The 22,486-nt window shown below is 65.7% G+C and carries 20 protein-coding genes; 11 read left to right on the forward strand and 9 right to left on the reverse strand.

Translation table 11 applies throughout. The features are described 5' to 3' along the window. Positions 1–190 precede the first annotated feature (190 nt). Positions 191–571 carry a diacylglycerol kinase gene (locus tag ABS769_RS05415; protein ID WP_317060668.1) on the reverse strand — a complete coding sequence of 127 codons (381 nt, stop codon included), beginning with the start codon at positions 569–571 and terminating at the stop codon, positions 191–193. 319 nt (positions 572–890) lie between these two features. On the opposite strand from ABS769_RS05415, the gene ABS769_RS05420 reads away from it, so the two are divergent. Next, positions 891–1,592, forward strand: coding sequence for an SGNH/GDSL hydrolase family protein (locus ABS769_RS05420; protein WP_317060667.1), 702 nt, complete (start codon positions 891–893; stop codon positions 1,590–1,592). A 31-nt stretch (positions 1,593–1,623) separates the two neighbouring features. Here the strand turns inward: ABS769_RS05420 and ABS769_RS05425 are convergent, their stop codons facing one another. From ABS769_RS05425 to ABS769_RS05435, 3 genes are all read right to left on the reverse strand, one after another. Beyond that, positions 1,624–2,895, reverse strand: a complete 1,272-nt coding sequence (locus tag ABS769_RS05425) for a sensor histidine kinase (RefSeq protein ID WP_176339600.1) — start codon at positions 2,893–2,895, stop codon at positions 1,624–1,626. 141 nt (positions 2,896–3,036) lie between these two features. Continuing rightward, positions 3,037–3,750, reverse strand: a complete 714-nt coding sequence (locus ABS769_RS05430) for a response regulator transcription factor (RefSeq protein ID WP_002811889.1) — start codon at positions 3,748–3,750, stop codon at positions 3,037–3,039. 91 nt (positions 3,751–3,841) lie between these two features. Continuing rightward, positions 3,842–4,510: an arylesterase gene (locus ABS769_RS05435; RefSeq protein WP_023902759.1), complete on the reverse strand. Its 669-nt coding sequence runs from the start codon at positions 4,508–4,510 to the stop codon at positions 3,842–3,844. A gap of 103 nt (positions 4,511–4,613) precedes the next feature. On the opposite strand from ABS769_RS05435, the gene ABS769_RS05440 reads away from it, so the two are divergent. The 7 genes from ABS769_RS05440 to ABS769_RS05470 all read left to right on the forward strand — a co-directional run bounded on the left by ABS769_RS05440 (position 4,614) and on the right by ABS769_RS05470 (position 12,157). Then, positions 4,614–5,219, forward strand: coding sequence for an ABC transporter ATP-binding protein (locus ABS769_RS05440; protein WP_317060699.1), 606 nt, complete (start codon positions 4,614–4,616; stop codon positions 5,217–5,219). Beyond that, on the forward strand, positions 5,216–7,699 hold the full coding sequence (locus ABS769_RS05445; protein WP_317060666.1) for an ABC transporter permease: 2,484 nt from the start codon (positions 5,216–5,218) through the stop codon (positions 7,697–7,699). Before ABS769_RS05440 ends, ABS769_RS05445 begins: the two co-directional genes overlap by 4 nt. A 247-nt stretch (positions 7,700–7,946) precedes the next feature. After that, on the forward strand, positions 7,947–8,864 hold the full coding sequence (locus tag ABS769_RS05450; protein WP_317060665.1) for a TauD/TfdA dioxygenase family protein: 918 nt from the start codon (positions 7,947–7,949) through the stop codon (positions 8,862–8,864). 84 nt (positions 8,865–8,948) lie between these two features. Continuing rightward, positions 8,949–9,995 (forward strand): ABC transporter substrate-binding protein, encoded by a 1,047-nt coding sequence (locus ABS769_RS05455; RefSeq protein ID WP_317060664.1) that lies wholly within the window; start codon positions 8,949–8,951, stop codon positions 9,993–9,995. A 3-nt stretch (positions 9,996–9,998) separates the two neighbouring features. Further along, positions 9,999–10,838: an ABC transporter ATP-binding protein gene (locus ABS769_RS05460; protein WP_317060663.1), complete on the forward strand. Its 840-nt coding sequence runs from the start codon at positions 9,999–10,001 to the stop codon at positions 10,836–10,838. Then, positions 10,835–11,719, forward strand: a complete 885-nt coding sequence (locus tag ABS769_RS05465; RefSeq protein WP_317060662.1) for an ABC transporter permease — start codon at positions 10,835–10,837, stop codon at positions 11,717–11,719. The genes ABS769_RS05460 and ABS769_RS05465 overlap by 4 nt, the downstream gene beginning before the upstream one ends. 84 nt (positions 11,720–11,803) lie before the next feature. Next, on the forward strand, positions 11,804–12,157 hold the full coding sequence (locus tag ABS769_RS05470; RefSeq protein ID WP_023902752.1) for a DMT family protein: 354 nt from the start codon (positions 11,804–11,806) through the stop codon (positions 12,155–12,157). Positions 12,158–12,293: 136 nt separating this feature from the next. Here ABS769_RS05470 and ABS769_RS05475 read toward each other — a convergent pair whose 3' ends face one another. The 5 genes from ABS769_RS05475 to ABS769_RS05495 form a co-directional block, all read right to left on the reverse strand. Then, on the reverse strand, positions 12,294–13,217 hold the full coding sequence (locus tag ABS769_RS05475) for a DUF6607 family protein (protein WP_317060661.1): 924 nt from the start codon (positions 13,215–13,217) through the stop codon (positions 12,294–12,296). A gap of 29 nt (positions 13,218–13,246) precedes the next feature. Next, a complete protein-coding gene (locus tag ABS769_RS05480; protein WP_317060660.1) occupies positions 13,247–13,879 on the reverse strand; it encodes a Hemin transport protein in 633 nt (210 codons plus the stop codon). A 5-nt stretch (positions 13,880–13,884) separates the two neighbouring features. Continuing rightward, on the reverse strand, positions 13,885–16,116 hold the full coding sequence (locus ABS769_RS05485) for a TonB-dependent hemoglobin/transferrin/lactoferrin family receptor (protein WP_317060659.1): 2,232 nt from the start codon (positions 16,114–16,116) through the stop codon (positions 13,885–13,887). A gap of 279 nt (positions 16,117–16,395) precedes the next feature. Further along, complete coding sequence (gene hemP / locus ABS769_RS05490) at positions 16,396–16,635, reverse strand: hemin uptake protein HemP (RefSeq protein ID WP_023902748.1); 240 nt, start codon at positions 16,633–16,635, stop codon at positions 16,396–16,398. A gap of 190 nt (positions 16,636–16,825) precedes the next feature. Then, positions 16,826–17,794, reverse strand: coding sequence for a potassium channel beta subunit family protein (locus ABS769_RS05495; RefSeq protein WP_317060658.1), 969 nt, complete (start codon positions 17,792–17,794; stop codon positions 16,826–16,828). Between the two features lie 755 nt (positions 17,795–18,549). Here ABS769_RS05495 and ABS769_RS05500 point away from each other — a divergent pair. The 3 genes from ABS769_RS05500 to dusB all read left to right on the forward strand — a co-directional run bounded on the left by ABS769_RS05500 (position 18,550) and on the right by dusB (position 22,484). Next, a complete protein-coding gene (locus ABS769_RS05500) occupies positions 18,550–19,848 on the forward strand; it encodes a NupC/NupG family nucleoside CNT transporter (protein ID WP_317060657.1) in 1,299 nt (432 codons plus the stop codon). A gap of 78 nt (positions 19,849–19,926) precedes the next feature. Then, entirely contained in the window at positions 19,927–20,883 is a 957-nt protein-coding gene (locus tag ABS769_RS05505; RefSeq protein WP_317060656.1) for a ribokinase, read from the forward strand. Positions 20,884–21,485: 602 nt separating this feature from the next. Further along, positions 21,486–22,484, forward strand: a complete 999-nt coding sequence (dusB, locus tag ABS769_RS05510; RefSeq protein ID WP_317060655.1) for a tRNA dihydrouridine synthase DusB — start codon at positions 21,486–21,488, stop codon at positions 22,482–22,484. The last annotated feature ends 2 nt before the right edge of the window (positions 22,485–22,486 follow it).

A 22,486-nucleotide genomic window follows, 5' to 3' on the forward strand; every position in this document is an offset into this window, starting at 1 on the left:
GCACGGTCGCTAGGCGCGACAGAGGCTGACAACCGGTAGAAAGAGTCACTACGCGCAACACGAACGCCGGGCTCTTCCGCCGACACACCCACGCTCTGATGCGTCGCATCGCCATGTACGTCTCCACGCTTTCGCTAAGCAATCGCCTACAAGGGCCTGGCTGCCACGGCGCGCGCGTGACCAATCGCTCTCAGAACACCCGCGGCCACAAGATCAGCCCCCAACACAGCAGCACATTGATCAGCAGCAAGAACACCGCAGCCGAGCCCATATCCTTTGCGCGGCCGGCCAGCACATGGTGTTCCGGGCCGTAGCGCTCGATCACTGCCTCGATCGCCGAATTCAACAATTCGGCGGCCAGCACGATCAGCAATGGCGCAATCAGCGCGATGCGCTCCAGACCGGACTGACCGAGCCACAGCCCAAGCGGCGCCAGCACCACGGCCAGGCAGACCTCGAGCCGAAACGAAGATTCATGCAGCCATGCCGCGCGCAATCCCTGCCACGACCAGATTGCCGCCTTGAGCATGCGGCGCGGGCCGCGCGGCACGTGTCCCAGTTGATCGGCCACGCGTCAGCGCTTCCGGCCGCAAGGGCGTATCAGGGGACGGATCGAACGCATGGTGTGGTCGCTACTCAGGAAAGGCCGAATTTTGCACCGTGCCGCTGCGCACCGCCAGGGCGTGCCCACCCGTCCGAACAGCTGCCGTTGAGCCTACAAGGCAGTCGGATGCTGCCGCAAGGCGCACCATCTGCCGCATGGTCGGGTCAAGCCCGGCGAAGCGATCTGCGCGCAATGCGATGCCACGCCCTGAAAGCCAACGGGTTTGCCCTCCGCTTCCAGCCTGTCGCACCATGGCGGTCCGCTTCACTGCCGCAGGCTCTCTCGCATGATCAAGCATCCCTTGCGCACACTGCTGTGCGCCCTGGCGTTGTTGTCCGGCCACGTCCACGCGGACACCCCACACACCGCGCCGCAAGTCCCGGCGCAGGTCTCCAATGCCGCGTGGGAAAACGACATGCAGCGCTTTGCCGACAGCGACGCGCAGCAGCCGCCACCCAAGCACGGCATCGTATTCGTGGGCAGCTCGTCGATCCGTTTCTGGGACACCTTGGCGCAGGACTTTCCCGGCAAGCCGGTGATCAATCGCGGCTTCGGCGGCTCGGAAGTGCGCGACAGCACCTGGTACGCAGACCGCATCGTGCTCCCCTACGCGCCGCGCCAGATGGTGCTGTATGCCGGCGACAACGATCTCAACAGTGGCCGTACGCCGGAGCAGGTGCGCGACGATGTGCTGGCATTCGTAACGCGCATTCGGCGCGATCTGCCGAAGGCGCGCATCAGCTATCTGTCGATCAAACCCAGCCCGTCGCGCGCGCATTTGCTGCCGGCAATCGTGACTGCCAATCGCCTGATCAAGGACGCACTCGCGCCGCTGCCGCGCGTGGATTACGTGGACATCTACACGCCAATGCTGGATGCCAGCGGCAAGCCGCGCCCGGAGTTGTTTCGCGAGGACATGCTGCACATGACCGCCGACGGTTACGCGATCTGGCGCAAAGCGGTGGCACCGGTGTTGGAGCAGAAGTAAGACCAGGCAGATCAGCCAACAAAAGACGCCCTCAGGCCACCACCACCGCCACCGACGTCCCCACATCGGCCTCGCTGTGCAATTCGATCCGCCAACCAAAGCGGTCGCACAGCCGGCGCACGATCGACAGACCCAGGCCGGTGCCCTGCGGGCGTGTGGGATCGGCGCGGAAGAATGGCTCGAATGCACGTGCACGTGCTTCTTCGCTCATGCCGATGCCGGTGTCGCGCACGATGATGCGGTCCTGGGTCACTTCGACTTCGATACTGCCGGTGTCGGTGTAGGCACAGGCATTGCGCAACAGATTGCTCAGCACCACGCGCATCACCCGCGGCGGGGCGAACATCTGCAGGCTGCGGTCGCCGACCATCTGCAACGACACCGGCTTGTCGCCAAGCAGCTCACGCGCGCTGTCGACTTCTTCGCTGGCCAGTTCGGCGGCATCGAAGGTTTCGCTTTGCGGGTCGATTTCGGCCTCGCGCGCCAGGATCAGAAACGCATCGATCACCGCTTCCATATCGTGGCCGGCGCGCTGGATACGGCGCAGGCTGCGTTGCGTGCGCGGCGACAATTCGTCGTCGGCCAGGGCCATGTCGCTGGCCACGCGGATCACCGTCAGCGGAGTGCGCAATTCATGACTGGCATCGCGGGTGAAATTGCGTTCGCGCGCAACATGGTCGCTGACCCGTTGCCCCAGCGCATGTAACGCTGCGGCCAGCTGCCGTGTTTCGCCCTGCAGTTCGGCGGGCAATCGCTCCGGTGCCAACTCATCCACATCCGGATTGCGCGGGTCCCACTGCGAAACGCGCCGTGCGAGCCAGCTGATCGGCGACACCAGGCGTTTGGAGATGCGATAGGTAAACCACGACACGCCGTAGATCGACAGCAACACCACGATCGCCGGCACCACGCCGTACCACAAGGTCAGATGGGCAGCGCGCGAGCGCGAAAACACCAGATACAAGCGTCCTTCCGGACGTTGATCGACATACACCAGCGCGTCGGCAGCGGCCACTTCGCTGAAGCCTCGCGGCAACCGTTGCAATACCGGCGGTGCGCTGTCGCCGAGCTTGCCGGCAGGCGAGAAATAGCCCTGGATATTGCGTGTATTCGGCGGCGGGTTGTTCGGCGCACTCTTGTGCAGGCGCCAGAAATGCACCGCCTCGTCAGCGAGCACCGTGCGCACCAGGCTGTACTTGATCACGAAGGAGATCAGATAGCCGCCGAGCACGATCGCCAGACTCGCCAGTGCGACCTGCAACAAAAAGGCGAGACGTATTTTACGTGGGAGCCCGTGCGGCATTGCGGCATCCAGGGGAGAGCGCCGGATCATAGGCAACGCTTCCGTGAGCCCGTCGTGCAGCCAGCCGGCAGCACGCGGAAGCGAGCGGCGCGTGAGCGCCTGCAGGAAAGCCGGCCGCCATGCGGCGACCGGCCAGTGACATCAGGCCATCGGTTGGGCGATGTCGGCGATGCGATAGCCGGCGCTCTGCACTGTGTGCAGCAGCGGACGGTCGAACGGCTTGTCGATGATCTTGCGCAGGTTATACAGATGGCTGCGCAGGGTGTCCGAATCCGGCAACCCGTTGCCCCAGATCTCGCGCTCGATTTCCTGGCGGGTGACCACCCGCGGCGACTCGCGCATCAGGATGGTGAGCAGGCGCAGGCCGATCGGCGAGAGCTGCAGCTCGGTGCCGGCACGGGTGGCGCGCATGCTCACCGGATCGAGCACCAGATCGGCGACCTTGAGCACTTCCGAACCCACCTGGCGGCGCTCGCGGCGGATCAGGGCACGCAGGCGCGCTTCCAGTTCCTGAATCGCGAACGGCTTGGTCAGGTAGTCGTCGGCACCGAAACCCAGGCCAGTGAGCTTGTCGTCCAGCGTGTCGCGGGCGGTCAGCATCAGCACCGGGGTGGACTTGCGTGCATCGTTACGCAGGCGGCGACACACTTCGATGCCGTCCAGACGTGGCAGCATGAGATCCAGCACGACCACGTCGTAGCTGTTCTCGGCGGCCAGACGGTAGCCGTCCAGTCCGTCCTGCGCATAGTCGACCTCGAAGCCACGGCCTTCCAGGTACTCGCCGATCATTTCGGAGATATTGCGATTGTCTTCGACGACCAGCACGAGGCCGGACGTTTCCTTGGTCTGACGCATGGACTTTCCTCGGTCTTCAGCTTTGTGAAACATGCCGGATCGACGGTGGAAAGGGCGTGAAGGACCGGAGACGTTCTGTGACAGACGACGCCTAGCGACCGAGCAGTGGACGCAGCGCCGGCCAGACCGTTTCCAGCACCTTCGGCTGAGCTGCGGCGGTGGGATGCAAGCCGTCAGCCTGCATCAGCCCCGGCTGTAGCGCGACCTTTTCCAGGAAGAACGGCACCAGCGCGGTTTTGTACTGTCTGGACAGGTCGGCATAGGTCGCCTTCAGGCGTTCGCGGTAGGCAGGGCCGTAGTTCGGCGGCACATCGATACCGAGCAGCAGTACCTTTGCGCCGGCCTGCTGGCTGAGCTGGATCATCTTTTCCAGATTGCCCTTGAGCTGGGCCGGGGTCAGGCCACGCAACGCATCATTGCCGCCAAGTTCGATCACCACCACGCCGGGGTGGTGCTTTTCCAGCAGGCCGGGCAGTCGCGTCAATGCGCCGGAAGTGGTCTCGCCACTGATGCTGGCATTGACGACTGCCGGTGGCGTCGCCATGTCACGCTTCAGGCGTTGGTCCAGCAGAGTGACCCAGCCGGACTGCACCGGGATGTTGTGCGCAGCGCTCAAGCTGTCGCCCACGACCAGGATCGGTGCGGTTGCCACCGGACTTTTGGCAGAGGCAATTCCCGGCGCAAGCAGGGACAGTGTCAGCAGCCACAGGACCAGCGCGCCATATCGCAGTGTTCTTTCACGCATTCGGAGATTCCTCATCGACAGTCTGGCCCCCCGCTCCAGCACCCGCACCGCCATCGACGTCCGCGAGGTCGGCAAGTCCGTCAGCGGACCGGAGGGAACACTCCACATCCTCGACAACATCAGCTTGACGGTCAGTGAAGGCGACAGTATCGCCATCGTCGGCGCGTCCGGCTCGGGCAAGACCACCCTGCTCGGCCTGCTAGCCGGGCTGGACCTGCCCAGCCGCGGCAGCATCGCGCTCTCCGGCCAGCAGCTGGGCCAGTTGGACGAGGAGGCGCGCGCCGCCTTGCGCGCGCGCGAGGTCGGCTTCGTGTTCCAGAGCTTCCACCTGCTGCCGGCACTCACCGCCGAAGAAAACATCGCGCTGCCGCTGGAACTGGCGGGGCGCGAGGATCCGGCGCGGGTGCGCGAGGTGCTGGAGGCGGTGGGGCTGAGCGCGCGCGCGCGCCACTACCCGCGCCAGCTGTCCGGCGGCGAGCAGCAACGTGTGGCGCTGGCGCGCGCCTTCGTGGCCAAACCGCGCATCCTGTTTGCCGACGAGCCCACCGGCAGCCTGGACCAGGCCACCGGCGCGCAGATCAGTGACCTGCTGTTTGCGCTCAATGCCACCAGCGACACCACCCTGGTGCTGGTGACCCACGACATGACGCTGGCGCAGCGCTGCAACCACATCTACCGCATCGACAGCGGCCGCCTGCACGCCCAGCCCGGTTCGGGCGCATGAACGTGCTGCGCCAAGCCGCGCGCGCGGTACGCCGCGAATTCCTGGCCGGCGACCTGCTGACCGTGTTCGCCGCGCTGGTGCTGGGCGTGGCGGTGATGACGGCCGTGGGCACGCTGGTCGATCGGGTGACGTTGGCGCTGACCTCCAGCGCTGCGGAAGTGCTCGGCGGCGATCTGGGCGTGACCGGCCGCCAGGAGATTCCATCCGAGTTCGCTGCTGAAGCGCAGCGGCGCGGGCTGCAGAGCACGCGCATGGTCAGCTTCCCCAGCGTGTTGTTCCATGGCGAGTCCAGCCAGATGGCCAACATCCGCGGCGTCGGCGTTGGCTACCCGCTGCGGGGTCAGTTGCTGGTCTCCAAGGACAGCACTGGCACGGAAGGCAACGTCGCCAGCGCACCGCCGCCGGGGCAGGCCTATGCAGACCCGCGTCTGCTGGAGGCGCTGGGCCTGCGGGTGGGCGAGCAGCTGGAATTCGGCGCCGGCCATCTCACCATCGCCGGCGTGCTGCGTGCCGAACCGGATGCCTCCGGCGAGCTGATGCAGCTCTCGCCGCCGTTGTTGGTCAATCGCGCCGATATCGACGGCGCCGGATTGCTCGGCCCGGGCAGTCGCGCTTCGTACCGGCTGATGTTCTCCGGTGCGCCGGAGGCCATCGCCGAGCTGCGTGCCTGGTTGAAGCCACGCGCCAGCGAATATCGTCTGGTCGGCATCGAAGACACCCAGCGCGGCATGCGCGCGGCCTTCGATCGCGCCGGCCGCTTCCTGGCCTTGTCGGCGCTGCTGGCGGTGCTGTTGTCCGGCGTGGCCACCGCATTGGCGGCCAACCGGTTTGCGATGCGCCGCATCGACACCGTCGCCGTGTTGCGCTGCCTGGGCGCACGCCAGCGCGACATTCTGGCGATGCTGTCGCTGCAATTGCTGTTGACCGCGATTCCGGCCTGCCTGGTCGGGATCGGCCTGGGCATGCTGGCGCAGGAAGGCCTGGTGCAGGCGCTGGGCAGCCTGATTCCGAACCGGCTGCCGCTGCCGCAGGCTACCCCTGCCCTGGCGGGCGCAGGCATCGGCCTGGTGCTGTTGCTAGGCTTCGGCCTGCCGCCGCTGCTGCGGCTGCGCAACGTGCCGCCGATGCGCGTGCTCAACCGCAGCTTTGCCGCGGTGCCGCCGAGCTCGTTGCTTGTCTACGCCGCTGCGTTGGCGGCCACGCTGGCGCTGACCGTGTACGCGACCGGCAATCTGGTGCTCGCCGGTTGGGTGCTGGGCGGGCTGGCTGCGCTGGCGCTGGTGGCGATGGCCCTGGGGCTCGGGCTGCTCACGTTGTTGCGTCCGATCCAGCATCGCCTGCGTGGCGCCTGGAAGTTGGGTCTGGCCTCGCTGACGCGGCGGCGTGGGCTGAGCGTGGTGCAGTTGGTCGGGCTGTCGCTGTCGCTATGCGCGCTGTTGCTGCTGGCCGTGGTCGGCCCCGGATTGCTGGGGCAATGGCGCGACCGCCTGCCGGTGGATACGCCCAACTACTTCCTGATGAACATCCAGCCCGAACAGACCGCGCCGGTGCTGCAGACGCTGCGCGGCTTGGGCGTCAACGATGCGGCCGTGGAGCCGTTTTCGACCGGGCGCCTGGTGGCGATCAACGACAAACCGCCGGCGCGCGGCGACCGCGATCCACAGGACAATGGCGACGGCGACAACCGCCCGGTCAATTTCTCCTGGCGGCATGCCTTCCCCCCCGCAAATACGTTGCTGGAAGGCAAATTCTGGGCAGCCGACAGCACGGCACCGGAGGCATCGGTGGAAGAAGGCTGGGCGCAGCGGTATCAGCTCAAACTCGGCGACCGCATCACCTTGCTGCTGGGCGAGCAGCAGCGCAGCTTCACCGTTACCAGCATCCGCAAGGCCGACTGGGATTCGTTCCGGGTCAATTTCTTCTTGCTGCTCAATCAAGGTTCCGTCGGCGATGCGCCATACAACCTGATTTCCAGCTTCCACCTGCCACCTGGCAATGCGCCCAAGCTGGCGTCGTTGAGCCGCGACTATCCCAACATCTCGGTGCTGGATATCGACGCCATCCTCGGCCGCGTGCGCGAGGTGATCGACCAGGTGGCGCAGGCGGTGCAACTGGTGATGGGCTTCAGCCTGCTGGCCGGCGTGCTGGTGCTGCTGGCGGCCTTGCAGGCCACCGCAGGCGAGCGTCGCTACGACAGCGCGGTACTGCGCACGCTGGGAGCGCGGCGCGGGCAGCTGCGTGGCGCGGTGCTGGTGGAATTCGGCGCGCTCGGCTTGCTGGCGGCAACGCTGGCGGTGACCGCAGCGGCGGTGATCGGCGCGGTGGTTGGGCGCCAGGCGTTCGAAATTGCGTTGACGCCGGATTGGCCGCGTCTGCTGATCGGCGGCGCCTTCGGCCTGGCACTGAGTCTGTTGGCCGGTTGGTCGGGCACCCGGCGCATCCTGTCGACGCCGCCAGCGTTGGCGTTGCGGGCGGAGTAAGAGCGCATCACAAAGCGACTGCGCTGCCCCAGGCGGCGCTGCGTCGATATCTACTCATCGACGTAAAGACAGTTGAGCTCGAATCGGGCGTCGCCAAGCTGCGTCGCCCGTCATGCCGGGTCGCATATACCTGCAGCGCATAAGCACGTTGCCAATCGTACGTTCGCAGCGGCGGCACGACTGCCTAGAGTGGTCTGTCCGGTCGCCGGCCCAGGCGGCCTTTCGTTGCCGTCGAGGTGCCACCGTCATGGCCAGCGTCACTTCCGCCGCGCGTGCGCAGACCCAGCGCGATGCGGTTTCCACAGTGCAAGCTTCCGGTGTGCAGATCGTGCCGTTCGATGCCCCGCTGGGCGCCGAAGTGATCGGCCTGGATCTGTCGCAGCCGCTGGATGCGGACACCTTCGCGCGTATCCATCAAGCGCATCTGGACCACCACGTGCTGGTGTTCCGCGACCAACGCATCACCCCGGCGCAGCAGGTCGATTTCAGCCGGCGCTTCGGCCCGCTGCAGATCCATGTGCTGCGCAATTTCCAGTTGCGTGGGCATCCGGAAGTGCTGGTGGTGTCCAACATCAAGGAGAACGGCGAACCGATCGGTCTGGGCGATGCCGGGCATTACTGGCACTCCGACCTGTCGTACAAGGAAACGCCCAGTCTGGGCTCGCTGCTGCACGCGCAAGAGCTGCCCAGCGAGGGCGGCGACACCTTGTTCGCCAATCAGCATCTGGCCTGGCACACCTTGCCCGATGCGCTCAAGCGCACCGTGCAGGACCTGCGCGCCGAGCACAGCTACCTGGCCAAGTACGAAGAGCTGCGTGCGCGCAATCCGTGGCGCCCGGCGCTGACGGCAGAACAGATCGCCGAAGTGACACCGGTGCAGCATCCGATCGTGCGCACGCACCCGGAGACAGGCCAGAAAGCGCTGTTTGTCAGCGAACATTTCACCACTCGCATCGTCGGCTTGCCCGACGACGAAAGTGATGCGCTGCTGCAGGCCCTGTTCGAACACAGCACCCGCGAGGCATTGGTGTATCGGCACCGTTGGCAGCCGCACGACATGGTGTTCTGGGACAACCGCTCGGTGATGCATCTGGCCGCCGGCACGCCGGACCACCTGCGCCGTCGGCTCAACCGCACCACCATCGAAGGCGATGCGCCGTTCTAGAAACGCGCTGCCTCAAGCGCGTCTCACGGCACGTAACGCGTGGTGAGACACGCATCTTCCCTCCCCTCTCGACTGGAGCGCCGCATGCGTTTGACCGTCACTTCTCACGCACCTTCGCAGCGCCGTCGTTTCTCCCGGCGTGTCGCGGTGCTTCTTCTGGCAGCACTAGCGATGTTGCAAAGCGCGCACGCGCAGGCCGAAGGAAAACTGCGCGTCGCCAAACAGTTCGGCATCGTCTATCTGCTGCTGGACGTGGCGCAGGATCAAAAACTCATCGAACAGCAAGGCAAGGCCGCTGGCGTGGACATCGACGTGCAGTTCCTGCAGTTGTCCGGCGGCGCTGCGGTCAACGATGCCTTGCTGACCGGTTCGATCGATATCGCCGGTGCCGGTGTCGGGCCGTTGTTCACCATCTGGGACCGCACGCATGGCCGCCAGAACGTGCGCGGCGTGGCATCGCTGGGAAATTTTCCGTATTACCTGATCAGCAACAATCCGCGCATCAAGTCCATTGGCGATTTCACCCCGCAGGACCGGATTGCGGTGCCGGCCACCGGCGTGTCGGTGCAGTCGCGTTTTCTGCAGCACGCTTCGCAGCAACGCTGGGGCGACAAGGGCACCCATCAGCTGGATCCGCTGCAGGTCGCATTGCCGCATCCGGATGCGGCCGCCGCGATCATCCGCGGCCGCACCGAGATCACCGCGCACTTTGCCAGCCCGCCGTTCCAAGAGCAGGAACTGGCGCGTAACCCGGCCGCGCATATCGTGACCAGCTCCTACGAGATCGAAGGCGGCCCCTCGTCGGCGACGGTGCTGTATGCCACCGAAAAATTCCGCCGCGACAATCCCAAGACCTATCGTGCCTTCGTCGCTGCGCTGGATCAGGCGGCACGTTTTGTCACCGCGCATCCGGAACAGGCGGCGGATATCTTTCTGCGTCGCAATGGCTCGAGCATCGATCGCGCGCTGGTGTTGCAGATCCTCAAGGACCCGAAAGTGCAATTCACCGTGGCGCCGCAGAACACGCTGGGGCTGGGCAAGTTCATGCAGCACAGCGGCGCGATCAAGCAGGCGCCGAGCAAGCTGAGCGACTACTTCTTCGACGACCCGCTGATTGCGGGCGGGAGCTGAGCGATGCCCACGCCGACGCCATTGCTGCAAGTCGACCACGTCAGCCTGGAATACGCTTCCGCGCAGCGCGTGGTGCGTGCCACCCACCGCGTGCGTTTCGACGTGCATGAAGCCGATCGCTTCGTGCTGCTGGGGCCATCGGGGTGCGGTAAATCCACCTTGCTCAAGGCGGTGGCCGGCTTTGTGACCCCGCGCGAGGGGCAGATCCGTCTGGATGGCAACGCGGTCACCGGGCCGGGGCCGGACCGGGTGGTCGTCTTCCAGGAATTCGACCAGCTGGCGCCCTGGAAGACCGTGCGCGAGAACGTTGTGTTCGGCCTGCGCGCAGCCCGCAAGCTGTCGCGTGCCGAGGCGCGCGAACGTGCCGACGACAGCCTGGCGCAGGTCGGGCTGAGCGCGTTTGCCCAGGCCTACCCGCACACCTTGTCCGGCGGCATGAAGCAACGCGTGGCGATTGCGCGCGCGCTGGCGATGCGCCCACGCGTGTTGCTGATGGACGAGCCGTTCGCCGCACTCGATGCGCTGACGCGTTCGCGCATGCAGGAACAGGTGCTGGAGTTGTGGGAGCAATCGCGCTTCACCTTGTTGTTCGTCACCCATTCGATCGAGGAGGCGTTAGTGGTCGGCAATCGCGTGCTGCTGTTGTCGCCGCATCCGGGCCAGGTGCGCGCCGAGCTCAACGCGCATGCGTTCGGCCCGCACAGCGCCGGTAGCGTGGCGTTCCAGCAGACTGCGCAGCGCATTCATCGGCTGCTGTTCGACCTGCCCGACGATGCCCTGGATGATGCCAAGGTGGCGCCGCTGCGTCGCCCGGCCGAACGCCAACGCGAGGCGCTGCCATGAGCCGCAGTACCGCCATCGCGCTGCCGCCGCTTCCGCCGGTGCGGGCCGAGTACGAAGTCGCCCTGCAGCCGCTGGACCCGGCATTGGTTGCAGCCGCCGCGCCAACGCGCTGGCAGGCACCGCCGTGGCTGCGCAAGGCGCTGGTGCTGGTGGTGCTGGTCGCGGTGTGGGAGATCGCCGCACGCGTGGTTGGCGACGATCTGATGCTGCCCAGCGCGCTGCAGACCGCACGCGCGTTCTATGACGGGCTGCTGTCCGGCGAGTTGCTGCGCCGCGTGGGCGCTTCGCTGCGCGTGCTGGCGCAGGGCTATGCGCTCGGCGTGGTGCTGGCCTTCGTGCTGACCGCGCTGGCCGCTTCCACGCGCTGGGGCCGCGACGTGCTCGGCACGCTGACCGCCATGTTCAATCCGCTGCCGGCGATCGCGCTGCTGCCGCTGGCCTTGCTGTGGTTCGGCCTGGGTACCGGCAGCCTGGTGTTCGTGCTGGTGCATTCGGTGCTGTGGCCGCTGGCGCTGACCACCTACGCCGGTTTCCAGGCTGTGCCGGAGACCCTGCGCATGGCCGGGCGCAATTACGGACTGCGTGGGCCACGCTACGTGGCGCAGCTGCTGATTCCCGCCGCGCTGCCGGCGATCCTGTCCGGGCTGAAGATCGGCTGGGCCTTCGCCTGGCGCACCCTGATCGCCGCCGAGCTGGTGTTCGGCGCCACCTCCGGCCAAGGCGGCCTGGGCTGGTACATCTTCCAGAACCGCAACGAGCTGTATACGGATCGGGTGTTCGCCGGCCTGGCGATGGTGATCGTGCTGGGCCTGCTGGTGGAAGGGGTGGTATTCCAGGCGATCGAGCGGCTGACCGTGCGCCGCTGGGGCATGCAGCGCTAGGCGGCACCGGGCTCATCGGCACGGTCGCGTGCGCTTAACGGGGCTGGATTATGCTGCCGGCCCGCTCACACCCCGACCGCCGTCATGCCCACCGCGCCCTTCACTGCTTACGTCTACCCGATCCTGCTGTTGCTCGCCAGCAACGTGTTCATGACCTTCGCCTGGTACGGGCATCTGAAGTACAAGAGCACGCCGTTGATGATCGCGATCCTGGTCAGCTGGGGCATCGCGTTTTTTGAATACTGCCTGCAGGTGCCGGGCAACCGGCTCGGGAGCGCGGTTTATTCGGCCCCGCAGCTCAAGGGCATGCAGGAAGTGATCACGCTGCTGGTGTTCGCCGGCTTCTCCACGTTCTACCTGGGCCAGTCGTTGAAGTGGAATCACTGGGCCGCGTTCGGCCTGATTCTGGTGGCCGCGTTTTTGATGTTCAAGGAATAACGGCTCTTGAACGGCTAACCGCCATCTTGCTCGTAGGAGCGCACCAGGGCGCGACCTCGCAGGAGCTCCCGGGGCGCGATGGGCGTTCTCGGGAATGCCAAGTCGCGCCCTGGTGCGCTCCTACCGCATAGGGTGCCTAGTTCGCCGGTTCCACCCACTGCGCGAACACCGCATCGAGTTGCGCGTCCTTGACCCGCTTGCCCTTCTGCACGGTCTCGGCCTGCTGGAACATCGGCATGATCATCGCCATGCCGTCCGGCTTGGTCTTCAGATGCAGGCCGGGCGGCGTGTCCAGGAACTTGGCCCAGCGCGTGCGCACCTTGGTCCAATAACCCTGGGTGCCTTTCCAGTACGCATAGGCCGGGGCGAAATCGACCTCGGTGGTCTTGCGATAATCGTTGAAGCCGAACTCGCGCGCGATCGCTTCCTGGCTGCCATCCGGCTTGCGCAGCACCTTGGTGTTGAACTGTTCGTGGGTCCAGCCGTTGGGCGTGAGCGTGTGGCGATTGATCACCGACAGCGCGTTGTAGTCGCTGCGCTTGGTGTATTCGCGGCGCGGCAACGGGCGCCAGCTCAGATCGCTGGTCCAGGTGGGATGACCCTCGGCATAGTCCCAGCGACCGGTGCCGCAGTAGCGCGGTGCGTCGCTGACTTCATACACGCATTGCGTCCATGCGCCGGACGTGATGGCTGCCGGCAATGCATGCACCGTCCAGGTCTGCTCGGCAGTGAATTCGAAACGCTGTGGCGCCTCATAGATCCAGTCCTGCCGCCAGTGCTTGGTCACATGCTTGCTCTTTTCATCGACCAGCAAGTGCTGCAGCACCACTTTGCGCGGTGAATCTTCGACCACGATGACCACTTCGCTGGCGCCGCTGCGCATCGCAGAGGCACGTTCGTAACCGGGCTTGAGCAGCACGGTTTCGTCGAAGGCGAAGTCCACGGCGTATTCGCCCTGCATCGCCAGGATGCTCTGGCGATCGCGCTGGGCGTCGGCGGCGGCAATCAACGGCAACAGGCTCAGCGTCAGTGCGATACAGCGGGGAAACAGTGGGCTCATCGGAACTCTCGTTGGTGGTCTCAGGAACGTCAGCGGCGCAGGCGCACCAGCGACGTCGTCATGTCGGATGGGTTGTTGTTGCTGGATGTGGTGGAGGCCATGCGCAAGGCGGCAGCGCGCGCGCAGCAGCAATCATCCACCGCCACGCGTCCGTCGATGCCCTCCTCGCGCGCCAGGCGTGCGGCGACCTCCGCGCCCAGCGCCGACACGGTCGCCAGGCTGGCGACAAACGGCTGCTCGCGACTGGCCGCAGTCTGCAGCCGCAGCGCGCTCAATCGCCAAGCCTCACCACGCATGCGCCCGGCCAGACGACGCCACAGCCGTTCGCCGACGCCCAGCTCATGGGTTTCCATCGGTAACGGCGGCAGGCGCGAAATCAGGCGATCCCAGATCAAAAAATCGCTGTCGGGCAACAGGCAGATCCGCCAGCAGCAGTGTCCTTCGGCATCGAAGAACCAGATGCTTTCGCGCACGCCGTCGCTGTCGACCTGCCGGCACGCCGCCGCATCCACCGCGTGCTGCCAGCCATCCAGCTCATTGCCCAGCGCGGGCCGATACAGACATAGCACCGTGCCCAGAGCCGCCAGCTGCTGCGGACGCGGCAGCGCGGCGCGGATGGCACGTGCATGCGACAACTGCGGCAGTGGGCGGGCGCTGGTCATGGCCGCTACCAGCTCACGGCCAGGCTGACCGAGGCGGTGCGCCCGGCGCCGGTGAAGCGGTCGAGCACCGTGCTGCTGGCCAGTGTGCCGTTGGGCAGCGCGTTCCAGTCCACATAGCGGCGGTCGGCCAGATTGAAGATGCCGGCGGTGACCTTGGCACCGGGCGCGAACTCCCAATGTCCCATCAGATCCAGCGTGGCGTAGCCGGCCGGTGTGTAATAGCTATCCAGCTGCGGGCGGCGTTTACGCGCAACGACCGTGCCGATCAACTCTGCGCCCCAGGCATCGCTGTCGAAGGCCACCCCGAAGGTGCCGCGCAGCGGGTCGACCGAATTGAGCGGCGTGTCGTCGGTGAGATTGTCGCCTTCCGAATAGGCGACGGCGCTGTTGAGCGACCAGCCCTGCCAGCCCGCCAGCGCGCCCAGATCGACACCGGCACGTGCTTCGGCGCCCTTGATCACCACATCGTCCACGTTGCGCGACTGGAACAGCATCAGCCCTTCGGCATTGAAGCCGGCCGGCGCATACGATTCGATGAAGTTGCGGTAGTCGGTGTAGTACACGGCGACACCCAGATACCCGATCGCGTCGTTGAAACGCAGCCCCAATTCGCCACCGCGACTGGTCTCCGATTTCAGGTCCGGATTGGCGATGGCGGTGTAGCGCGCCTGCAGATTGGTGAAGCCGATATTGACGTCGTTGTACGGCGGGGCGCGGAAGCCGTGCGCGTAATTGGCATACGCCGACCACGCATCCGAAAACCGCCACACCGCACCGAACTTGGGCGAGACCTGGGTTTCGTCGATGGTCGCAGCGGCTACGCCGGGATTGTCCTCGCGGAAGATATCGTCCACCTGTGGCGAGAGGCGGAAATAATCCACGCGCACGCCGGGTGTCAGCGACAGCTTGCCGTCGAACAGGCGGATCTCGTCCTGCGCATATAACCCGAGCTTGGTGGTTTCGCTGTTGGGGAAATCGCGCACCGGGAACACGTCCTGACCGACCCGGTTGGTCACCACGCCATTGACCAAATTCACCGAATACCCGTCGCGCTTGGCGCGGGTGTCGGTCCAGGTGCCGTCCAGACCATAAGTGATGTCGTGGCTGAGCGTGCCGGTGTCGATGGACTTGTGCGCATTGACCAGCAGCCCGTACACGCGCTGATCGAAATTGTGTTCGTTGTGGCGGCGCGTGTTGTTACCGCGCAACTCATCGGTACGCTGCAGGCTTTCACTGTCCTGGCGATACAACTGCCACTGCAGATCGTCGGCGAGCGCCCAATCCAGTGCATCCAGCTCGTGCCGCAGCGAGACGCGCGCACGGGTCTGATGGTCGCGCCCTTCCTGCGACAGAATGCGCAGCGAAGCCATCGCGTTACGCGGGTCGATACCGGTGAGCGCATCGATGCTGCCGTAGTCTTCGTTGCCTTCCACGGTGAGCTTGAAGCGCTGCTGCGCGTTTGGCGCGTAGACGAGTTTGGCGAGCACGCTGCGGCCGTCGATGCGCTGCGGATTGGCTGCGGTGCGGGTGAAATCGCGGCTACGGTTGTCGCCCTGGTTCTGCGCTTCCTGACCCTGGCGGTGACTCACCGCCACCATGCCGCTCCAGCGCTCGCCGCCGAACGCGCCGGTGGCACCGGCGAACAGGCCATTCCAGTCGCCCTCGTAGCCGAACTTCAGGCCGACGTAGCTGTGCTTGTCGGCGCTGAGATAATCGGCCGGGTCCTTGGTGACGAAGGCCACCACGCCGCCCAGCGCATCGGAACCGTACAAGGAGCTGGCCGGCCCGCGCACCACTTCGACGCGCTTGAGCGTTTCCAGATCGACGAAGTTGCGGTTGGCGTTGAGGTAGCTGCCGAAACTGAAGGTGTCCGACACCGGCACGTTATCAACCAGGATCGCCACGCGGTTGCCGTCCAGCCCGCGGATGCGGATGCCGTTGGCGCCGGTGAAGCGGCCGCTGGTGCTGGTCACCGACACGCCGGGCGTGTAACGGAACAGATCCTTGAGCTCGCGCACCAGTTGGTTGTCGAGTTGTTCGCGGTCGATCACATCCACCGTGCTCGGCACATCGACCAGGGCGCGCTGGGTGCGCGTGGCAGTGACCTGCAGCCGGTTGAAGTCGTGCACCTCACGCGCGGCATCCCCGCTGCCGTCGAGTTCAGCAGCATGGGCACACAACGGAACAGCAGGCAGCGCCAGCGACAGCGCGACCACCAGCGGATGCAGGCGGATCATCGGAAACCTTCGAGAAGAACCCCCGACAGCGCGCGCTGTGGCAGACGCCGCGAGCGGCAGCCGAGGGGAGAGAATGAAGTGGCGGGCGGCGGCGGCAACGCCCGCGGCAGACAGCTCCAATACCTGCGCGAGCGGGCATCGGCGGAGGGTGAAGCGACTTACAACATCGTGCGCGGCAATCAGGCTGCGGGAGCGAACGAGTGCGGCTGATGCTGGGCACCTGCCGATCTCGACACCGACCGCGCCCGCTTGGCGGTGCGCAGTGGCTTATCGGCAGTGTTACTTGGTCAGGATGAGCTTGTCGTTGCTGGTATGGCGCAGGCGATAGACGCGATCGCCATGCTGAATCAGCACTTCGCGACGGCCCTTGAGCAGCGCCTCGCTGCTGATGACGTCTTCTGCGGGGACAGCGCGCGGGACGGCGCGGTCGCGCAGGTTGACCGGTTCGGAGCGAAGCAGCACGGGGTGAGCGGTCATGATCTGGATCTCCAGTCGGTTGGCCAGACAAATAATAACCATTCTCATTTAATGATCAAGAGCCATTCTCATTTGAATGCCTGGATCTTTAGATGAATCCACCCACTTCGATTGCATTTATCAATCGATATGCGCAGCGGTCGTGACGCAGCTCCATCGTCCGTCATGAAAAGCCTGCCTTCTCACATTCCAGCTGGGGCCGACCTGGCCCAGCTGGATCAACAACCCCACCTCAGCGCGTGACCTCTTCCACCCGCGCCCAGTCAGCTGCATCGACCTGAGTCAGCGTCTCCAGCGCGCCGAGGTTTTCTTCCAGCTGCGCTACGCGGCTGGCGCCGAGAATCACCGTAGACACATGCGGGTTGCGCAGGCACCAGGCGATGGCCAGGCGTGCGGGCGACTGGCCCAACTCGGCGGCCAGCGCGCAGAACGCGCGGGCACGTTCCAGGCGGCGGGCCTCCGGTGCACCCAGCACTTCGTCCTGCAACCAGTGATTGCCCGGCTGGCCCAGGCGGCTGTCGGCGTCCACGCCGGCGTTGTACTTGCCGGTAAGCAGGCCCGAGGCCAGCGGCGACCAGATCGTGGTACCCAGCCCGGCTTCGCATAGCGGCGCGTACTCGCGCTCCAGCCGGTCGCGATGCAGCAGGTTGTACTGCGGCTGTTCCATCGACGGGGCATGCAGATGCTCCTGCTCGGCGATGGCGATGGCGGCGCGCAACTGTTCGGCGCTCCATTCGGAGGTGCCCCAGTACAGCACCTTGCCCTGGCGGATCAGTGCGTCCATGCCGCGCACGGTTTCCTGGATGGGCGTCTCCGGGTCGGGCCGGTGGCAGAAATACAGATCCAGATACTCCACGCGCAGGCGCTTGAGCGCGGCATGGCAGGCGTCGGTGATGTGCTTGCGCGAGAGCCCGCGCTGGGTCGGGCGCGGGCTGTCCACCGCGCCGAAGAACACTTTGCTCGAGACGCAATAGCCATCGCGCGGCAGGCGCAGGTCGGCGATGACATCGCCCATCACTTCTTCGGCGCGGCCGCGTGCGTAGACCTCGGCGTTGTCGAAGAAATTGACGCCATTGTCCCAGGCGGCGGCAATCAGGTTGCGCGCTTCGCTGCGCCCGATCTGCTTGCCGAAGGTGACCCAGGCCCCGAACGACAAAGCCGACAGCTGCAGCCCGGTGGAACCCAGACGACGGTAATGCATTGGCAGACTCCAACAACCTCCGCGGCGCCCTGCCCCGGATCGGCGTGCGCAGTGTAGGACGTGAGGTTGCCGGGGCGACAGGGCGTGGCATGTTGGTCACATGATCGATCGCGGAATCTCCAGATATTCCGCCTGCATGCAGCCATTGCTTGTGGATCAGCCGCTGCGAAAAGTGGGAGCGTGGTGTCGCGTCCGGGGGCGGGACCGTGTGGCGGCATGGATGCCGCCACCGAGCCTCCAGGGACGGATTCACGGCGTGTCCCGCTCCCGGATGCGGCGCCGCGCATCGATTGCTCCCGCCCGCGACATCTGACGGGTTTTTGAGAAAGCCTCGGTCACTGAGGGGCGCTTGCGCGCGTACCGGCGTGGGACACGCCGCAAGTACGTCCTTGTAGGCTCTTCTGCGGCATCCATGCCGCATAAGGTCCCACGTCGGTACGCGCGCAAGCACCACCGATTGTGGTCGGTGGCTGGAAGAAAAACGTATTTGTGGCCGACGGCTACCAGAAGGCGGCGTCTGGCTGGCTGATCGTGCTTGGGAACGTGCCCTTGCTGGCGGCATACGGCCGGCGAGTCAACTCGGCACATCCCCTACTTTGCGCAAGCGTGGCTCACCCGCTTGCCAACTCCACACCTACCCGCGCCCGCTGCATCTCGGTTGCGGGCTGACGGGGAACGTCTGAACACCGCTCGCCTTGCCCACCGTCACCCCCTGCTCTAGGCTTCTCGGTTTGCCGTCTGCGCCGGGGAATGGAATGGTCGAAGGTTTGGGAAGGATCGGCTTTGGCCTGTTCGGTCTGGCGGTGCTCATCGGCATCACCTGGCTGTTTTCGAACAATCGCCGCGCGATCGACTGGAAGCTGGTCGCCACCGGTCTGGCGCTGCAGATTTCGTTCGCCGCACTGGTGCTGCTGGTGCCGGGCGGGCGCGACGTGTTCAACTGGCTGGGCCAGGGCTTCGTAAGGGTGCTGAGCTTCGTCAATGAGGGCTCCAGCTTCATTTTCGGCAGCCTGATGGACATCAACAGCAACGGCTTCATTTTTGCGTTCCAGGTGCTGCCCACCATCATCTTCTTCTCCGCGCTGATGGGCGTGCTCTACCACCTGGGCGTGATGCAGGTGATCGTGCGTGCGATGGCCTGGGCGATCACCAAGGTGATGCGCGTGTCGGGGGCGGAAACCACCAGCGTGTGCGCCAGCGTGTTCATCGGCCAGACCGAGGCGCCGCTGACGGTGCGCCCGTACATCCCCAAGATGACCCAGTCCGAGCTGCTGACGATGATGATCGGCGGCATGGCGCATATCGCCGGTGGCGTGCTGGCAGCGTACGTCGGCATGCTCGGCGGCAGCGACCCTGCGCAGCAGGCGTTCTACGCCAAGCATCTACTCGCCGCCAGCATCATGGCCGCGCCCGCCACCCTGGTGGTGGCCAAGCTGCTGGTGCCGGAAACCGGCACCCCGCTGACCCGCGGCACGGTCAAGATGGAAGTGGAAAAGACCACCAGCAATGTCATCGATGCGGCTGCGGCCGGCGCCGGCGATGGCTTGCGGCTGGCGCTGAATATCGGCGCGATGCTGCTGGCTTTCATTGCGCTGATCGCGTTGATCAACGCGCCGCTGACCTGGTTGGGCGATGTCACCGGCGCTGCCGCAGCGCTGGGCCGTCCGACCAACCTGTCGACCATCTTCGGCTACGTGCTGGCGCCGATCGCCTGGGTGATCGGCACCCCGTGGGTGGACGCGACCACGGTCGGCTCGCTGATCGGCCAGAAAGTGGTGATCAACGAGTTCGTCGCCTATAGCGAGCTGTCGCGGATCGTGAAGGGCGAAGTGCCGGGCGTGGGCCTGAGCGCCGAAGGCCGGCTGATTGCCACGTATGCGCTGTGCGGCTTTGCCAACTTCAGCTCGATCGCGATCCAGATCGGCGGCATCGGCGGTCTGGCACCGGAACGCCGTCACGATCTGGCCAAGTTCGGGCTGCGCGCCGTGCTTGGCGGTTCGATCGCAACGTTCATGACCGCTACCATTGCCGGCGTGCTCTCGCATTTCGGTTGAGGTGGCGCGGGTTCATCGGTGTGTCGGTCTAATCGCCGCACGCCACGTTTTATTCAGTCATTCAAGTCAAGGGTATTTATGAGTTCGGTCGTCGTTGTCGGGTCCTTCAATGTCGATCACGTGTGGCGCTGTGATGTCCTGCCCGCGCCGGGTGCCACCATCGCCGGTCGCTACAGCACCGGCCCGGGGGGCAAGGGGTTCAATCAGGCGGTCGCGGCCGCGCGTGCCGGCGCCCAGACGCATTTTTTGTGCGCGCTGGGCGACGATGCCGGCGGTGCGCTGGCGCGCTCGCTGGCCGCGCACGATGGGTTCGCGCTGATCGCCGAGCCCAGCAATGAGCCGACCGGCACCGGCGGTATCTATGTCGATGCGCATGGCCGCAACACCATCGTGATCGGTGCCGGCGCCAACTCGGTGCTGAGCGCCGCGTTCGTCGACAACCAGCGCGCGCTGGTCGCCTCGTCCCGGGTGTTGCTGGCACAGCTGGAATCGCCGGCAGAAACCATCGAATCTGCGCTGGCATTGGCGCGTGAGTGCGGCGTACTGACCGTGCTCAACGCCGCGCCGGCCAATGCGCCGACCTCAATCGGTCTGCTCAAGTTGTCGGATGTGCTGACGCCCAACGAAACCGAGTTTGCCGCCCTGCTCGGCCGCCATGTCGGCGAACGCATCAACGCCGACGATGTGGCGGCGCTGGACGGCAACACGCTGCATTCGCTATGCCGAAAGTTGCTGCCGGGCGGCACCGTGGTGGTGACGTTGGGTTCGGTGGGCGCGTTCATTTCGCACGCAGAAGAACAGCTGCGTGGCGATACGGCCGCGCATTACCGTGTGGGCGCGGAAAGCGCGCAGACGGTGGACACCACCGGTGCCGGCGATGCGTTCAACGGCGCACTGGTGGCCTCGCTGGCGCAGTCACCCGGCGCCAGCTTCAACACCCACGTGCGCTTTGCCACCCGCTATGCCGCACGCTCCACCGAAGTGGAAGGCGCTGCTACCTCGATGCCGCGAATGGTGCCCGAACCGGCCGTGTGATCCGCACGCTTCACGCGATCAACGAAGGCGACCGCAGCGATGCGGTCGCCTTTTGCGTTCAGGGCGTTGGCATGCACATTAGAGACTGTTTTTGATTGGCGAACGGCCTGTTGAGACCTGTCTGCCGACGGATGCTGCGAACCGCGCTCCCAGCGGAACTTCGGTCTTATTACTCGGACAGTCGTTCGGGTAAGGAGGCGAGGCATGATGCAGCGTCGGGCGCCCGTACCCTCATCCGGCGCTGACGCGCCACCTTCTCCCGATGGGAGAAGGATGGAGAAGCCCCTCTCCCCGCGGGGCGAGAAGGCGCTGCTTACGCGCCAGTGGCGCGTGTGCCTTGGAGCGCCCGCGCCGCAAGCGCGGGCAGGGGCGCGAAGCGGGGGTTGGGGTGAGGGTACGACGGAAGACAGTCAACTCACCGGAGAGGTGGGGGTGAGAGTCCGGCCCGCCAACATCTCCGCCGTAGCCGTCCTTTCCCAGAGCGCTGACATTGCTCAACTGACTCGCATAGCAGTCGCGCAGGACTGAAGCCCGCAAGCGCTCCTACGATTCCCCAATCCCCATTCCCGACTCCCCATTCCCCTCCCAGCTACAATGCCGCCATGCATATCGGCCCCTACACCATCGACCCCAAGGTGATCCTGGCCCCGATGGCCGGCGTCACCGACAAGCCGTTCCGGCTGTTGTGCAAGCGGTTGGGCGCCGGGCTGGCGGTGTCGGAGATGACCATCTCCGATCCGCGTTTCTGGGGCACGCGCAAATCGCTGCACCGCATGGACCATGCCGGCGAGCCGGATCCGATCAGCGTGCAGATTGCCGGCACCGAGCCGCAGCAGTTGGCCGAGGCCGCGCGCTACAACGTGGACCACGGCGCGCAGCTGATCGACATCAACATGGGCTGCCCGGCAAAGAAAGTCTGCAATGCCTGGGCCGGCTCGGCGCTGATGCGCGACGAAGACCTGGTGGCGCGCATCCTGCGCGCAGTGGTGCAGGCAGTGAATGTGCCGGTGACCTTGAAAATCCGCACCGGGTGGGATTGCGATCATCGCAACGGCCCCACCATCGCGCGCATTGCACAGGACTGCGGCATCGCCGCGCTGGCCGTGCACGGGCGCACCCGCGATCAGCATTACACCGGCAGTGCGGAGTACGCGACGATTGCGCAGATCAAGGCCGCACTGCAGATTCCGGTGATCGCCAATGGCGATATCGACTCGCCGCAGAAGGCTGCGCAGGTGCTGCGCGACACCGGCGTGGATGCGGTGATGATCGGCCGCGCCGCGCAGGGGCGGCCGTGGATCTTCGGCGAGGTGGCGCATTACCTGGCCACCGGCGAGCTGTTGCCGCCGCCGTCGTTGGCGTTCGTGCGCGACACCTTGCTTGGCCATCTGGAAGCGCTGCATGCGTTCTACGGGCAGCCGCAAGGTGTGCGCATCGCGCGCAAGCATCTGGGCTGGTACGCCAAGGATCACCCGCAAAGCGCGAACTTCCGCGCGGTGGTCAATCGCGCCGAAACACCAGAGGCGCAGCTGGCGCTGACCCGCGATTATTTCGATGCGTTGATCGCCGGCGTGTCGCCGGCGCTGTCGGCCGCAGCCTGAAC

This window comes from Xanthomonas hortorum, assembly GCF_040279205.1.
Taxonomy (GTDB): Bacteria; Pseudomonadota; Gammaproteobacteria; order Xanthomonadales; family Xanthomonadaceae; genus Xanthomonas; species Xanthomonas hortorum_F.

What these genes read in the sequence shown, in the direction of transcription:
- ABS769_RS05420 (WP_317060667.1), top strand. Translation starts at nt 891, where the DNA reads ATGATCAAGCATCCCTTGCGCACACTGCTGTGCGCCCTGGCGTTGTTG.
- ABS769_RS05425 (WP_176339600.1), bottom strand. Translation starts at nt 2,895, where the DNA reads ATGCCGCACGGGCTCCCACGTAAAATACGTCTCGCCTTTTTGTTGCAG.
- ABS769_RS05430 (WP_002811889.1), bottom strand. Translation starts at nt 3,750, where the DNA reads ATGCGTCAGACCAAGGAAACGTCCGGCCTCGTGCTGGTCGTCGAAGAC.
- ABS769_RS05435 (WP_023902759.1), bottom strand. Translation starts at nt 4,510, where the DNA reads ATGAGGAATCTCCGAATGCGTGAAAGAACACTGCGATATGGCGCGCTG.
- ABS769_RS05445 (WP_317060666.1), top strand. Translation starts at nt 5,216, where the DNA reads ATGAACGTGCTGCGCCAAGCCGCGCGCGCGGTACGCCGCGAATTCCTG.
- ABS769_RS05450 (WP_317060665.1), top strand. Translation starts at nt 7,947, where the DNA reads ATGGCCAGCGTCACTTCCGCCGCGCGTGCGCAGACCCAGCGCGATGCG.
- ABS769_RS05455 (WP_317060664.1), top strand. Translation starts at nt 8,949, where the DNA reads ATGCGTTTGACCGTCACTTCTCACGCACCTTCGCAGCGCCGTCGTTTC.
- ABS769_RS05460 (WP_317060663.1), top strand. Translation starts at nt 9,999, where the DNA reads ATGCCCACGCCGACGCCATTGCTGCAAGTCGACCACGTCAGCCTGGAA.
- ABS769_RS05465 (WP_317060662.1), top strand. Translation starts at nt 10,835, where the DNA reads ATGAGCCGCAGTACCGCCATCGCGCTGCCGCCGCTTCCGCCGGTGCGG.
- ABS769_RS05470 (WP_023902752.1), top strand. Translation starts at nt 11,804, where the DNA reads ATGCCCACCGCGCCCTTCACTGCTTACGTCTACCCGATCCTGCTGTTG.
- ABS769_RS05475 (WP_317060661.1), bottom strand. Translation starts at nt 13,217, where the DNA reads ATGAGCCCACTGTTTCCCCGCTGTATCGCACTGACGCTGAGCCTGTTG.
- ABS769_RS05480 (WP_317060660.1), bottom strand. Translation starts at nt 13,879, where the DNA reads ATGACCAGCGCCCGCCCACTGCCGCAGTTGTCGCATGCACGTGCCATC.
- ABS769_RS05485 (WP_317060659.1), bottom strand. Translation starts at nt 16,116, where the DNA reads ATGATCCGCCTGCATCCGCTGGTGGTCGCGCTGTCGCTGGCGCTGCCT.
- hemP (WP_023902748.1), bottom strand. Translation starts at nt 16,635, where the DNA reads ATGGTTATTATTTGTCTGGCCAACCGACTGGAGATCCAGATCATGACC.
- ABS769_RS05495 (WP_317060658.1), bottom strand. Translation starts at nt 17,794, where the DNA reads ATGCATTACCGTCGTCTGGGTTCCACCGGGCTGCAGCTGTCGGCTTTG.
- ABS769_RS05500 (WP_317060657.1), top strand. Translation starts at nt 18,550, where the DNA reads ATGGTCGAAGGTTTGGGAAGGATCGGCTTTGGCCTGTTCGGTCTGGCG.
- ABS769_RS05505 (WP_317060656.1), top strand. Translation starts at nt 19,927, where the DNA reads ATGAGTTCGGTCGTCGTTGTCGGGTCCTTCAATGTCGATCACGTGTGG.
- dusB (WP_317060655.1), top strand. Translation starts at nt 21,486, where the DNA reads ATGCATATCGGCCCCTACACCATCGACCCCAAGGTGATCCTGGCCCCG.